This is a genomic window from Rhizobium sp. BK060 (genome assembly GCF_014193145.1).
Lineage (GTDB): Bacteria > Pseudomonadota > Alphaproteobacteria > Rhizobiales > Rhizobiaceae > Rhizobium.
Map to the genome: position 1 here is coordinate 16380 of NZ_JACHYW010000031.1, position 13641 is coordinate 30020.

The 13641-nt window shown below is 61.0% G+C and carries 11 protein-coding genes and 1 pseudogene; 7 read left to right on the forward strand and 5 right to left on the reverse strand.

All coding sequences use genetic code 11. The annotated features are described in order from the left end of the window. The first annotated feature begins 5 nt into the window (after positions 1-5). Complete coding sequence (locus tag FHT71_RS26020) at positions 6-2456, forward strand: glycoside hydrolase family 2 protein (protein ID WP_132593333.1); 2451 nt, start codon at positions 6-8, stop codon at positions 2454-2456. A gap of 115 nt (positions 2457-2571) precedes the next feature. Here FHT71_RS26020 and FHT71_RS26025 read toward each other — a convergent pair. Beyond that, positions 2572-2953, reverse strand: a pseudogene (locus tag FHT71_RS26025) (PRC-barrel domain-containing protein); the annotation flags it as partial. A gap of 249 nt (positions 2954-3202) precedes the next feature. On the opposite strand from FHT71_RS26025, the gene FHT71_RS26030 reads away from it, so the two are divergent. The 3 genes from FHT71_RS26030 (at position 3203) to FHT71_RS26040 (ending at position 7588) form a co-directional block, all read left to right on the forward strand. Then, entirely contained in the window at positions 3203-4903 is a 1701-nt protein-coding gene (locus tag FHT71_RS26030) for a long-chain fatty acid--CoA ligase (RefSeq protein ID WP_183722700.1), read from the forward strand. A 138-nt stretch (positions 4904-5041) separates the two neighbouring features. Then, positions 5042-6667 carry a glucose-6-phosphate isomerase gene (pgi, locus tag FHT71_RS26035; RefSeq protein WP_007801948.1) on the forward strand — a complete coding sequence of 542 codons (1626 nt, stop codon included), beginning with the start codon at positions 5042-5044 and terminating at the stop codon, positions 6665-6667. Between the two features lie 120 nt (positions 6668-6787). Next, positions 6788-7588, forward strand: a complete 801-nt coding sequence (locus FHT71_RS26040; protein ID WP_132593337.1) for an alpha/beta hydrolase — start codon at positions 6788-6790, stop codon at positions 7586-7588. A gap of 1 nt (position 7589) precedes the next feature. On the opposite strand, the gene FHT71_RS26045 is transcribed toward FHT71_RS26040, so the two are convergent. Together FHT71_RS26045 and FHT71_RS26050 are read right to left on the reverse strand one after the other, a co-directional pair. Beyond that, a complete protein-coding gene (locus tag FHT71_RS26045; RefSeq protein ID WP_183722702.1) occupies positions 7590-8516 on the reverse strand; it encodes a carbohydrate kinase in 927 nt (308 codons plus the stop codon). Between the two features lie 88 nt (positions 8517-8604). Continuing rightward, the gene (locus FHT71_RS26050; RefSeq protein WP_007801954.1) at positions 8605-9294 is read right to left on the reverse strand and encodes an orotate phosphoribosyltransferase; all 690 of its coding nucleotides are present in this window, start codon (positions 9292-9294) and stop codon (positions 8605-8607) included. Positions 9295-9534: 240 nt separating this feature from the next. On the opposite strand from FHT71_RS26050, the gene FHT71_RS26055 reads away from it, so the two are divergent. Beyond that, positions 9535-10806, forward strand: coding sequence for an MgtC/SapB family protein (locus FHT71_RS26055; protein ID WP_132593341.1), 1272 nt, complete (start codon positions 9535-9537; stop codon positions 10804-10806). A 48-nt stretch (positions 10807-10854) separates the two neighbouring features. On the opposite strand, the gene FHT71_RS26060 is transcribed toward FHT71_RS26055, so the two are convergent. Beyond that, a complete protein-coding gene (locus FHT71_RS26060; protein ID WP_183722704.1) occupies positions 10855-11505 on the reverse strand; it encodes a TetR/AcrR family transcriptional regulator in 651 nt (216 codons plus the stop codon). A 95-nt stretch (positions 11506-11600) separates the two neighbouring features. Here FHT71_RS26060 and FHT71_RS26065 point away from each other — a divergent pair, with 95 nt between their 5' ends. Further along, positions 11601-12425, forward strand: coding sequence for an NmrA family NAD(P)-binding protein (locus FHT71_RS26065; protein ID WP_132593345.1), 825 nt, complete (start codon positions 11601-11603; stop codon positions 12423-12425). A 2-nt stretch (positions 12426-12427) separates the two neighbouring features. Continuing rightward, positions 12428-12910, forward strand: coding sequence for an anthrone oxygenase family protein (locus FHT71_RS26070; protein WP_132593347.1), 483 nt, complete (start codon positions 12428-12430; stop codon positions 12908-12910). Positions 12911-12949: 39 nt separating this feature from the next. On the opposite strand, the gene FHT71_RS26075 is transcribed toward FHT71_RS26070, so the two are convergent. Further along, complete coding sequence (locus FHT71_RS26075; protein WP_183722706.1) at positions 12950-13486, reverse strand: glyoxalase superfamily protein; 537 nt, start codon at positions 13484-13486, stop codon at positions 12950-12952. Between the last annotated feature and the right edge of the window lie 155 nt (positions 13487-13641).

Sequence of the window (13641 nt, forward strand, 5' to 3'; positions counted from 1 at the left end):
TTCCCATGATCGAAAAGACCGAACTAAACCGGGGCTGGACTCTTTCCTGCAACGTTACAGGTCGACGCGACCTGCCGGCTGAGATTCCAGCAAAAGTGCCCGGTTGCGTACATCTCGACCTTCTGGCCGCCCGGCTGATCCCCGACCCCTATCTCGACATCAACGAGATCACCAACGACTGGATCGGCAAGGACGACTGGACCTATCGCTGCACTTTAGACGCGTCACCGGACGCCGGAAAAATCCACGAACTGGTGTTCGACGGCCTCGATACCGTCGCGACGATTGTCCTGAACGGCGAGGAGCTCGGCCGAACCTTCAACATGCATCGCACCTATCGCTTCGATGTCTCGGAGCGACTGAAGCAGGGCTCGAACGAGCTCGTCGTGGCATTTCGCTCGGCATACGCATACGGTGCCGAGATGGAGGCGCATTACGGCTATCGGCCGAATAACTATCCCGGCCCTGGCAACCTGATGCGCAAGATGGCCTGCAACTTCGGTTGGGACTGGGGACCGACGCTGGTGACCGCGGGGATCTGGAAGCTGGTGCGGCTGGAAAGCTGGGAACGGGCTCGGCTTGCAGAAACGCGGGTTTCGGCAACGCTTGCCGGCCGCGACGGGCTTGTGACGGTGCGAGCACGTGTCGAGCGCCACGCCGGCGAGGGCGCGAAGATCGTCGCTAGCATTGCCGGCATCAGCCATGTCGCCGAGTTCGCGGAGGGAGCAGATGAGATCGAGTTTCGGTTGACTGTCCCTGCCCCGCAGATCTGGTGGCCACACCATCTCGGCGCACAACCGCTCTACCCGTTGCAGATTGAACTGCGCGATAGCGTAAGCAATGACTTACTTGACAGCTATTCGAAAGAGATCGGCTTCCGCTCGGTCAGGCTGGATACCGCACCCGACGAACACGGCTCCGCATTTACTTTCGTTGTCAACGACGTCCCACTTTTCCTCTGCGGCGCGAACTGGATTCCGGACGACTGCTTCCCATCGCAGGTGACCGCAGAGCGCTATACTTCCCGGATTGAGGAGGCCAAAGCAGGGAACATCAATCTGCTGCGTGTCTGGGGCGGCGGCATATTCGAGCGCGACGAGTTCTACGAAGCCTGCGACCGCGCCGGGATGCTCGTCTGGCAGGACTTCCTGTTTGCCTGCGCATCCTATCCCGAAGAAGAGCCCTTGCGCAGTGAGGTCGAAGCGGAGGTGCGCGACAACGTCATGCGCCTGATGCCGCACCCGTCGCTTATCGTCTGGAACGGCAACAACGAAAATATCTGGGGCTTCGACGAGTGGGGTTGGCGTCCGATCATCAAGGATGGAGTGAGCTGGGGGCTCGGCTACTATCTCGATGTTCTGCCGAAACTCTGTGCTGAGCTGGACCCGGATCGGCCGTATTATCCAGGCAGCCCCTACTCCGGGACGATGGAGATCGAGCCGAACGCCGATGAACATGGCTGCAAGCATATCTGGGATGTCTGGAATGACCTCGGCTACGAGGTCTATCGCAACTACATCCCCCGCTTCTGCTCAGAGTTCGGCTGGCAGGCACCACCCAACTGGGCGACGATCGAGGAAAGCGTCCACGATACGCCGCTGACACCGACCTCGAATGGCGTTTTCCACCATCAGAAGGCGACGCAAGGCAACGACAAGCTGATCCGCGGCCTCGCCGGGCATCTGCCGGTGCCGCGGACCATGGACGACTGGCATTTCGCCACACAGCTCAACCAGGCGCGCGCCATCCGCTTCGCGATCGAGCACATGCGCTCACACCGCGCTGCCTGCAAAGGCGCCGTCGTCTGGCAGTTCAACGATTGCTGGCCGGTCACCTCCTGGGCGGCGCTCGATTCGGCCGGACGCCGCAAGCCGCTCTGGTATGCCATGCAACAGGCATTCGATCCGAGGCTGCTGACGATCCAGCCGCGCAGCAGCGGACTGGCGGCGGTGGCAGTCAACGAGCGTACCCTCTTCTGGCGTGCGAAGATTTCAGGCAAGCGCCTGCGGCTTGACGGAACAGTGCTGGCCGAATTCGAGTTCTGGCGACTGCTCTGCGACCGCTTCGAAGCGAAGGAGTTTCCGCTGCCGGCTGACATCGCAACGCCAGACAACGCAAACGATGAGCTCATCGTCGTGCAGATGCTCGACCGCCGTGCCTTCCACTACTTCGTCGAGGATGTCGACCTGAAGCTGCCGGCGCCGCAGGCATCGATCGAGGTTAGCCCTTCCGCGGATGGCTATGAGGTGAAAGTAACAGCTGTGACGTTCCTGAAGGATCTCTGCTTGATGTCAGATCGGCTCGATCCTGATGCCGTCGTCGATTCCATGCTGGTAACGCTACTTCCGGGCCAAAGCCACATATTCGGGTTACGGACTGCAACGGCGCTTTCGGCAAGCGATATCACCATTGGCGCTGTGCTGCGCTCGGCCAACGACCTCGTTGCCACAAACTGAAAAGGCCCGTCTGCACGGCGCCCATCCAAGTCGCTTTACCACGCCAAGCGCCATAAAGCGCGCTCTGGCGCAGCGGATATACGCGCGATAGATAGACCGCGCGCCGACGACGTTGCATCCAGTAGGGCGGCACGCCGTAGTAGTCATAAACGCGGCCATTATCCTTGTACCAAGTGTGGTCATCATCCGCATAGCTCGGCGCGCCTTCGATCTTTTCCTTCGTCTGGTCGATGCGGTAGCCGTCCAGTTGTGTGTCGTAAGTCAGCTTTTCCCACGGCAGCGGACAGTGATCGTGACCGATGCCCAGGAAGCCACCGAAGCTCAACACGGCGTAGGCAACGCGCCCATCCTGCTCGCATCAACCGTTCGATCGAGCCGATGTCTTTGCCATCGGCGCCATAGACTCTGGTGCCTTCCACGCGGTCGCTCGCAATCAGCGTTGGCGTATCCTCTACATTCGGGTCACGGCGGGCCGTGTCAGCGTCCTGATGCAGCATCGTGCACCTCCTCCTTTTTCGTTCCTCGTGGTTGGTCCACAGTTGAAAGACGCTGCCCGAACTCGAGGTTCCCTTTAGTCACAACAACCAGCCCCGCAGCGTTATTGACGTTTACGTCAAGGTTAGTGTAACTCTATTCTCAGCTTGAACCGTTCAGGCGATGACATAAGCTGCCGTGTTGGAAGATGGAGGATCGTCCAATCGGTTTTGTCGGTAGGACCGGCCGGCGGCGACAGGGAGAGAGACACGATGAACAGCATTTCCGTCCATCCAGGCGGTGCGAATCCCCAAAAGCCCTGGCTTGCGACCTATCCCGACAGCGTGCCGGCCGAGCTGCCGCCTTTGGAATACGAATCGCTGGCGGAACTGCTCGAAAAATCCTGTGCGCGCTACGCCAATCGTACCGCCTTCTCCAGCATGGGAAAGACGCTGACCTATGGCGAGCTTGAAAGCCAGACGCGGAAGATCGCAGCCTGGCTTCAGGGCCTCGGCCTCGAAAAGGGCGACCGCGTCGCCGTCATGATGCCGAATGTGCTGCAGAACCCCGTCGCCGTCTACGGCATCCTGCGCGCTGGCCTTGTGGCAGTGAACGTCAATCCGCTGTACACGCCGCGCGAGTTGGAGCACCAACTGCGCGACTCGGGCGCCAAGGCGATCTTCGTGCTGGAGAATTTCGCCCGCACCGTGGAGCAGGTACTTGTGAAAACCGATCTGCGCCATGTGGTGGTCACCTCGCTCGGCGAAATGCTGGGCGCCAAGGGTCTGATCGTCAATCTACTCGTGCGCAAGGTGAAGAAGCTCGTTCCATCCTGGTCCATCCCGCAGCACAAAACCTTCAAGCAGGTTCTGGCCGAAGGCGCCGGCAAGGCGCCGAAACCGGCAAACCTCAAGGGCGACGATATCGCCTTCCTGCAATACACGGGCGGCACGACGGGGATCGCCAAGGGCGCAGTGCTAACGCACAAGAACCTGCTCTCCAATAAGCTCCAGCTGGAACTCTGGCTGCAATCGGCTTTCGACAAGAAGCAGCGGCCAGAAGTGCTGAACTTTCTCTGTGCCCTGCCGCTTTATCACATCTTTGCGCTGACGGTGAATTCGCTGATGGGCATGTCGCTCGGCGCGCACAACATCCTCGTTGCCAACCCGCGCGATATTCCGGCGCTCGTCAAGGAGTTCGGCAAGGTCAAGGTCCACATATTCCCCGGCCTCAACACACTCTTCAACGCCTTGATGAACAACGCCGATTTCGCCAAGGTCGACTTCTCCTCCATGGTGATGTCGCTTGGCGGCGGTATGGCGGTACAGCGGCCGGTTGCGGAGCGGTGGATGAAGATCACCGGCTCCCATATCACCGAAGGCTATGGCCTCTCCGAGACGTCGCCGGTGGCAACGGCAAACCGCTTCGATTCGGCCGAGTTTACTGGCTCGATCGGTCTGCCGATCCCATCGACCGAGCTCGACATTCGCGACGAAGACGGCAATTCGCTTCCGCTTGGCGAAATCGGCGAGATCTGCATACGCGGTCCTCAGGTGATGGCTGGCTATTGGAACAAGCCGGAGGAGACGGCGCGCGTGATGACACCGGACGGTTATTTCCGCACCGGCGACATGGGCTTCATGGATGCACGCGGCTACACCAAGATCGTAGACCGCAAGAAGGACATGATCCTCGTCTCCGGCTTCAACGTCTATCCGAACGAGATCGAGGAAGTGGCAGCGATGCATCCGGGCATCCTCGAGGCCGCGGCGGTCGGCATTGCCGACGGGCACTCCGGCGAGGCAGTGAAACTCTTTGTGGTGCGCAAGGATCCGGCGCTGACGGAGGCGGACGTCAAGGCGCATTGCGCCGCGAATCTCACCAATTACAAGCGCCCGCGCTTCGTAGAATTCCGCACGGAATTGCCGAAGACACCGGTCGGAAAAATCCTGCGCAAGGATCTGCGCGGTTAAGTTTGACGGTTGCGTGAAATTGAGAGCCATCCGTTTGTTCGGATGGCTTTTTTGCGTTTCGACAGGTCGCCGAACTTGATTTGCGCCCTACAAAGCGAATAGTTTCCGCGACCCTCTCGCCCTGCAAAGGAGCCTCCCATGAATGCCATCGTCGAACAATTGAAGAGCACTGCGGCCGCCACCAAAGCGACCGATCTGCGCGCCGCCTTTGCCGCCGATCCGCAGCGTTTCTCGCACTTCAGCGTGTCGCTCGACGACCTGCTGATGGACTATTCCAAGACGGCCGTGAACGATAAGATCCTGGCTCTCCTGGTCAAGCTCGCGGAAACGAGCGGCGTCGAAGCCAAGCGCGACGAGATGTTTGCCGGCAAGGCGATCAACTTCACCGAAAACCGCGCAGTCCTGCACACTGCTCTGCGCAACCGCTCCAATACGACGGTGCTGGTCGACGGCAAGGATGTCATGCCTGAGGTCAACGCTGTACTTGCCGCCATGGGCAAGTTTGCCGACGGCATCCGCTCCGGCAGCCTGAAGGGCGCGACTGGCAAGGCGATCACCGACGTCATCAATATCGGCATCGGCGGCTCCGACCTCGGCCCGGTCATGGCGACGCTGGCGCTGGCGCCTTTCCACGACGGTCCGCGCGCGCATTTCGTTTCCAACATCGACGGCGCCCATATCGCCGATACGCTGAAGCTCGTTCAGCCCGAGACGACGCTCTTCATCGTCGCCTCCAAGACCTTCACCACCGTGGAGACGATGACGAACGCACAGACGGCGCGCAAGTTCATCGCCGACGCGCTCGGTGAGGCCGCCGTTCAGCATCATTTCGCTGCCGTTTCGACTGCGCTCGACAAGGTCGCGGCCTTCGGCATCGAAAGCGAACGCGTCTTCGGCTTCTGGGATTGGGTCGGCGGTCGCTATTCCCTGTGGTCGGCGATCGGCCTGCCGATCATGATCGCGATCGGACCGGACAATTTCATCAAGTTTCTCGAGGGCGCCCATGCCGTCGACAACCACTTCCGCACGGCGCCGATCACCCAGAACCTGCCAATATTGCTCGGCCTGATCGGCTACTATCACCGCAATGTACTCGGCTACCCGACCCGTGCGGTCCTGCCCTACGACCAGCGCCTGTCGCGCTTCCCGGCCTATCTGCAGCAGCTCGACATGGAATCGAACGGCAAGGGTGTGACGATCGACGGCACGCCGGTTGAAGGCAATTCCGGTCCGGTTGTCTGGGGCGAGCCCGGTACCAACGGCCAGCACGCCTTCTACCAGCTCATCCACCAGGGCACGAGCGTCATCCCGGCCGAGTTCATGATCGCGGCGAATGCCTTCGAGCCAAATCTGCGCCACCAGCACCAGCTTCTGATGTCAAATGTGCTCGCCCAGTCCGAAGCCCTGATGAAGGGCCGCACCTTCGAAGAGGCGAAGAAGCAGCTGACCGACAAGGGCATGGACGACAAAAAGGCCGATTTCATCGCGCCGCACCGCGTCTTCACCGGCAATCGCCCGTCGATCACCTTCGTCTACGACAAGCTGACGCCCTATGCGCTGGGTCGCCTGATCGCGCTCTATGAGCACCGAGTCTTTGTTGAAGGTGTGCTCTTCCGCATCAACTCCTTCGATCAGTGGGGCGTTGAGCTCGGCAAGGAACTGGCGACCGGCCTGCTGCCTGTCGTCGAAGGCAAGGAAAGCGCTGACGGACACGACTCCTCGACGCAGGGGCTCGTTTCTGCACTGGCGAAGCTCGCCAAGTAAGCGCTCGCACAAAGCGATTCAAAAGCTCGCCCATGTCATGTGGGCGAGCTTTTTTGTTTGAAGCAGTCGAACCGGGCTACATTTCTTCGTCTTTACTGCAGTGTTCGATGGGAGAGACGCATGATCGAAACAGACGACGAGCTGGCAATATTCGAAGCGAAGGGTGCCGCGCCGCTGCCCACCGCAGCTCGTGCTGGCTTCGTCGAAAACGACGGTGCTCGCATCTGGTATGAGAGCTATGGCTCCGGCCCCGCTGTCATCCTGCTGCATGGCGGACTCGGCAATGCCGGGAACTGGGGATATCAGGTGCCAGCACTTGTTGCCGCCGACCGACAGGTCGTCGTCATCGACAGTCGCGGACACGGCCGCAGCACGCGCGACGCACGTCCTTTTCACTATGCCCAGATGGCAGACGACGTGCTTGCGGTGATGGATCGGCTGGCGCTCGCGAAAGCCGCCCTCGTCGGCTGGAGCGACGGTGCCTGCACGGCGCTGATCCTCGCCGATAAGCGGCCGGAGCGGGTTTCCGGTGTGTTTTTCTTCGCCTGCAACATGGATCCCAGCGGCACGCTTGAATTCAAGCCGACACCCGTGATCGATCGTTGCTTTAGTCGCCATCGTAAGGACTATCAGGCGCTATCCGCCACGCCCGATGCCTTCGATGGCTTCGTGGCGGACGTGTCGAAGATGATGGCCAGCGAGCCGAACTACACGGCCGCCGACCTCGCCGGCATCAAGGTGCCGGTCGCGGTCGTGCTTGGAGAGAACGACGAGTTCATCAAGCGTGAGCATGCCGATTATCTGGCACGCAGCATTCCCGACGCCGAGCTGATCCTCCTACCAGAGGTCAGCCATTTCGCACCGCTACAGCGGCCGGAGCACTTCAGCCGCGAAGTGCTCGCCTTTCTCGATCGCCTATAGTTCAGAGGCCGATTTCTTTCGCCCATGGGGGATTGGCGCCGGCGCGCGAGACCGTGACGGCGGCGGCCTTCGCGCCAAGCGAAAGGGCGTTCTGCAGAGCCTTTTCGCTGAGCGAGGCAACCTTTTCCTTGGTCAGGAGGTCGTCGATCTTCAGCGAGGCGAGCACGCCGGCATCGAAGGTGTCGCCCGCGCCAACGGTATCGACGACGGTGACGCGCTCGCTCGGCACGGTGACCTTGCGTTCCTTGGTGTAGCCGGACGCCCCTTCCGCACCCTTGGTGATGACGACAAGCTTGACGCCCTGTTGCAGCCAGTAGGCGGCGAGATCGTCGTGGCTGCCCTCGAGACCGAACCACTCCAGGTCCTCGTCGGAGAACTTCACGATATCCGACTTGGACGCCATGCGCTTGATGCGCGCCATGTGGGCTTGCTTGTTCTTGATGAAGCCGGGGCGAATGTTGGGATCCAGCGAAATGACGCGCTTGTCGCACTCGCGGTCCAGCAGTGCCTCGTAGGTCTCGCCGCAGGGGCTGGGGATGAGGCTGATTGCGCCGAAATGCAATGCTTCGCAATCGTCGCCAAGTGCGGGCAGATCGTCGATGGTGATCATGCGGCCGGCCGTGCCTTCATCGTAGAAAGCATAGGTCGCCTGGCCGTTGACCAACTTGACGAACGCGACAGTCGACGGGCGCGGGGTGATGGCGCAGAGGCTGAAGTCGACATTGCTCGCCTTCAGCGTATCGCGCAGGATCTCGCCCATCATGTCGTCGGCGAGGCCGGTGAAGAACGCCGTTGGGATGCCGAGGCGTCCGAGCGCGATCGCCGTGTTGAAGATCGCACCCCCGGCGTACGGCGCAAAGCCCTTCTCGCCGAGAGTTGTCTCCCGCGGCAGCATGTCAATCAGCGCTTCGCCACAGCACAAAATCATTCCGGCCTCCAGCATTACGATCCATCGATGTTCAAATCGATTAGATAATTTCGTGGCAAAAGCAAAGCGCCGCGACGCAATTCTTCATTCAAAGTGATGAAATGCCCCCATTGCGTCCCGACCAGGCGAGGGGCGCATCAAGGAAGGCCTCCACTTCGCTCAATGTCTTCTCGTCGAACAGCTTCTGCGCCTTGGCGACCGCCAGCACATCGCGCCAGGTGGCGATGTAGTGCAGCTTGACCTTGCCGTCGGCAAAGCGCAGGGCGCCTTCGTCGAAAATGCCGTAGTAGAAGAGCGCGATACCGTGATCGACCACACCACCGGCGGCACGGACAGCATCGATGAACTTGAACATGCTGCCGCCGGCCGTCGTCAGGTCCTCGATGACGAGGACGCGCGAGCCCTCCGGCATGTTGCCTTCGATCTGCGCGTTGCGACCGTGACCCTTCGGCTGCTTGCGCACATAGATCATCGGCAAGCTGAGGCGATCTGCGAGCAGTGCGGCAAAGGGGATGCCAGCGGTTTCACCACCGGCCACGCAATCGAACTGCTCGAAGCCGGCCTCGCGCAACACGACGCTGGTGGCAAAGTCCATGACGGTCGAGCGGACGCGCGGGAAGGACAGAAGCTTGCGGCAATCGATGTAGACGGGGCTCGCCATACCGGAGGCGAACTTGTAGGGCTGGGCAGCGTTGAAGTGCACCGCCTTGATCTCCCAGAGCATCTTCGCAACGAGTTCCGCCATGACTGCGCGGTCGGTGAATGTCGTCTGGATCATCGCTCTCTCCTTTGGTCAAATTTATGGGCCAATAGCAGCAAGCGGGTCAGTTTTCCAGAACAGCGAGCGGTTCCATGTCGAGAATGATGGCAAAAACGCCCTGGTGATCGAACAATGCCCGCGCGCCGCCGCACAAGAAATGCTGAGAAAACCGCGTTCGAGGGCACGGCGGCGCGCAATGCATCAATTCTTTCAGATATTTGCGCTTGCGCGCCCGCGCGGCGGCGATATCGTCATGCCATGGACCATATCGACGTTTTCCAGCGCCTCGGCGTCGCACTTGCCATTGGCCTGCTCGTCGGCGTCGAGCGGGGCTGGCAGGAACGCGAAGTTCGCGCGGGCGGCAGGACGGCGGGTATCCGCACCTTCGGTCTCACCGGCTTTCTCGGCGGAATAGCTGGAACACTTCAGTCCATGACCGGCCCCCTTCTGCCTGCAGCAATCGCGGTGCTTCTGGGTCTCATCTACATCGCCGGCAAGTGGCAGGAGACGAAGGAGGACGAAGACTACAGCATCACCTCGGTCGTGGCCGCCCTTGTGGTGTTCGGGCTCGGCGTTCTGGCTGCCGTCGGCGACATCGTTACCGCGGCAGCCGGCGGCGTCGCAACGACAGCAATTCTTGCGGCTCGCCACAGCCTGCACGGCTTTCTTAGAGGGTTAACGTGGGTTGAACTCCGCTCCGCCTTGCTGCTGCTTGCGATGACCGTGATTGCACTGCCACTGCTGCCGGACGAGGCGCTCGATCCCTGGGGCGCGCTCAATCCTTACTCGCTGTGGCTGTTGACGATCACCATCGCGGCCCTGTCTTTTGCCGGCTACATGGCGATTCGATTGATGGGCACCGGCCGTGGCGTTCTGTTGGCGGGGGCTGCCGGCGGGCTTGTCTCGTCGACCGCCTTGACGCTGTCTTTCGCCCGCTATTCGGCGGAAGCGCCCGAGGGTGCACGGCACCTTGCGGCAGGCGCAGGTATTGCCGGCGCCCTCTCCTATGCGCGCGTCCTCGTCATCGCCAGCGCCCTCTCCTTCACCATGCTGGCGCCGCTCGCGTCCGCGCTCGTCCCGGCGATCATCGGTTTCATGGCGGCCGGCCTGTTCTCGGTGTGGCGTTTCAAGACTGCGACCGAGGCGCCGGAGATCGACCTGAAAAACCCCTTCGAGCTCAAGACCGTCATCTCCTTTGCGGCGCTGCTCGGTCTCATCAGCCTCGTGTCGAAGATGGCGATCGACTATGTCGGGCCATCCGCGCTCTTCGTCGTGGCGGCGATCTCCGGCCTCGTCGATGTTGATGCCATCACGCTTTCCACCGTACGCCTCGTAGGCTCGACGATCGACGTGACGACGGCGGCCGATGTCATCCTGATCGCCGTCGCGGTTAACACGGTGACGAAGGTGGTGCTTGCCTTCACGGCCGGGCGGCGGGAATACGCGATGGCGCTCGGCGAAGCGTCGGCGGTGGCGGTCGTGCTCGGCGCCGTAGGCTATTTCGCGGCGCGCAGCTTTCTGCCTGCCTGAGCCGATTGCACCAAGGCGAGCCCAGAAAAAGAAGCGTGGATCCAGCGCCTACGATAGTCGTGCAATATCGGCGGGCAGCATCCGCTGATAAAGCGCAATCGTGGCACGTCCGTCCGCATCGTCCAGTGAAATCGCGTAACGAACGGCCGCTGCCAGAAGCTGCATGGTAAGCCTGGCAATGGCGAGAAGCTCGCTCTTGCCACGTTCCGGCTCCAGCTTTGCGAGAACGGAAAACAGCGCCTGAGCGTGAAACTCCATGTCCTCGCCATCGACCTCCTGCAGCAACCGATCAGCCTGGGTGGCGACCCATATGTCGCGCATCACGGGCTCCTGCCGGAAAAAACCGTAGTACTGGCCGGCAATGTTGCAGAGCGCCTGCCGCAGCGTTGCGGCATCCGTCGCCGTTGCAAGCTCAGCCCCGACGCAAGCCCTGCCCTGTTGGTTGAAGCGTTCGGCAAGTGTGCGGATGATCGAACTCTTGTCCGGGAAATACTGGTAGAGCGCCCCGAAGGATAGCTCAGCCCTTTCAACGATCTCACTCATCCTCAGCGCATCGCTGCCATTCTTCTGGATCAGTTCCAGCGCCACGGAAAGGATCTTCTCGAAACGCTCACGGCCGCGCTTCTGCCGCGGAATCCGGCGCGGCTGGCCGGTCGGTTCCGGCTGTCTTCTGCGCCTAGCGGCAACCTCTTCGCCCATTCCACTCTCCATTTTTCACTTGACGAATAAAATAAGAGAGTTTATCTCATTTTGCAAATGAGAGACTTTCTCTTATTTAAACCGGAGGTGGTCCCATGCAGAATTCCGAAATCATCGTCATCGGCGGCTCGGGCAAGACAGGCGGCCGCATCGCAGACCAGCTGGCGAAGCGAGGGCTCACCTTCCGCTTTGCCTCGCGTTCCAGCGCGCCTCCATTCGATTGGGAAAAGCGGGCAGACTGGGCCGCGACGCTCGCCGGCGCAAAGAGCGCCTATGTGAGCTTCCAGCCTGACCTTGCCGTATCATGGGCCGCTGATGCGGTTGGTGCGCTCGCCCGCACAGCGATCGACTGCGGCCTTAGCCATATCGTCCTGTTGTCGGGCCGCGGCGAAGAGGGTGCGCAGCGCGCCGAGGAAGCGCTCAAGGCGTCCGGCATCGACTACACTATTCTGCGAGCATCATGGTTCTGCCAGAATTTCAGCGAAGGCGCCTTTGCCGAGCAGGTCGCTGCAGGCGAACTGGCCCTTCCGGCGGGTGCTGTGAAGGAACCCTTCATCGATACCGACGACATTGCCGACGCGGCCGTTGTGGCGCTAACCGATGCCAGCCATGTTGGCAAGACCTACGAACTGACCGGTCCACGCGCGCTAACCTTCCGCGAGGCGGTCGCCGAGATCGCTGAAGCATGCGGCAGGGATATCGCCTATCAGCAGATATCCATGGCAGAGTTCAAGGAGGGACTTGCTGCCGCTGGGCTGCCGAAAGACATGATCGGCCTGCTCGAAGAGCTCTTCACGCAGGTGCTTGATGGCAGAAATTCGCAGGTTGCGAATGGGGTCGCGGAAATTCTCGGCCGCCCCGCCAAAGATTTCGGCGACTATGCACGCGATGCTGCTGCCAATGGAACGTGGAGGGTATGACAATGACACTTGTTGTCAGTATCGCTTTGGCGGCTGCGGCGATCGGCAGCGGCCTTGTTGCCGGCATCTTCTTTGCCTTCTCAACCTTTATCATGACGTCGTTCGCCCGCATTCCCACCGAACAGGGCATAGCGGCGATGAACTCCATCAATGTCACGATCGTGCGCTCGCCCTTCATGCTGCTTTTCGTACCGACCCTGGTCCTGTGCCTCGTGATCGCTGCCGTCGCGTTCTTCAACTGGCGCGGTGGCGTCAGCGTCTGGATGCTCTCCGGCGCAGTGCTTTACGTCTTTGCATCGTTCCTCTCCACGATCGTCTTCAACGTGCCGATGAACGCCGCGCTGGCGGAAGTCAGCGGCAGCGGCGCCGAGGCCACCGCGCTCTGGACGGCCTACCTCAAGGATTGGACCTGGTGGAACCACGTGAGGACGATTGCTTCGCTCCTCGCCTCGATCGCCTTCGTGCGCGCCTTGATGCTCGTGTGAAATAAGGCCGCAGGGGATACCTCCTCCCACCTGGCGACATTACATCCGTTCGCAGAACGTGAGCCGGTTATTGAAGGGGTCGATTGCCTCCATTTCGAGGCCCCAGGGCGCCTCCTGCAGGCCGGGCTTCATGTAGCGATATTGCTTGGCCGCGAGCTCGCACTGCAAGACACGAACACCGGTGACGGGCACGAAGGCGCGGGCGCCGGGGCTGGCGTCGCCGGAATGTTCGCTGAGATGCAGGATCATGCCGCTTCTCGACACCTGGCAGTAGAGCGGGAAATGATCGCCGAAGGGGTGCTCCCAATCCAGCGCGAAGCCGAGAAATCTGCAATAGAACTCCTTCGCCTTGTCGACGTCGAAGATGCGGAAAATCGGGATCGGCGGCTGAATGGCAATCGCGGGCGTTGCCGCTTCCTGCTCTTCAAGCTTGGCCGAAAGGATATTCCACTGATCGAACCCGAACTGCCGGGCAACGATCTCCAGGGTTTCACTATGGGTGAAGTCTATGTCGCGGGTAGCCAGAGCCTGCCGCAGAGCTTTCGCCATGAGTTTGGCGTCGCGAAAATCGCGCATGATTCATTCCTTACGTTGGCGGCAAACAGGATGATCAGTGCCCGCGTCTGCTGACCCGTTCGCCATCAATCGCCAAACGGCAAGGGATGTGAAGGATGTATCTGGATGCATTCACCATCGCGCTTTCGCGCCGCGGGGCGGCTGGCCGCATCCGG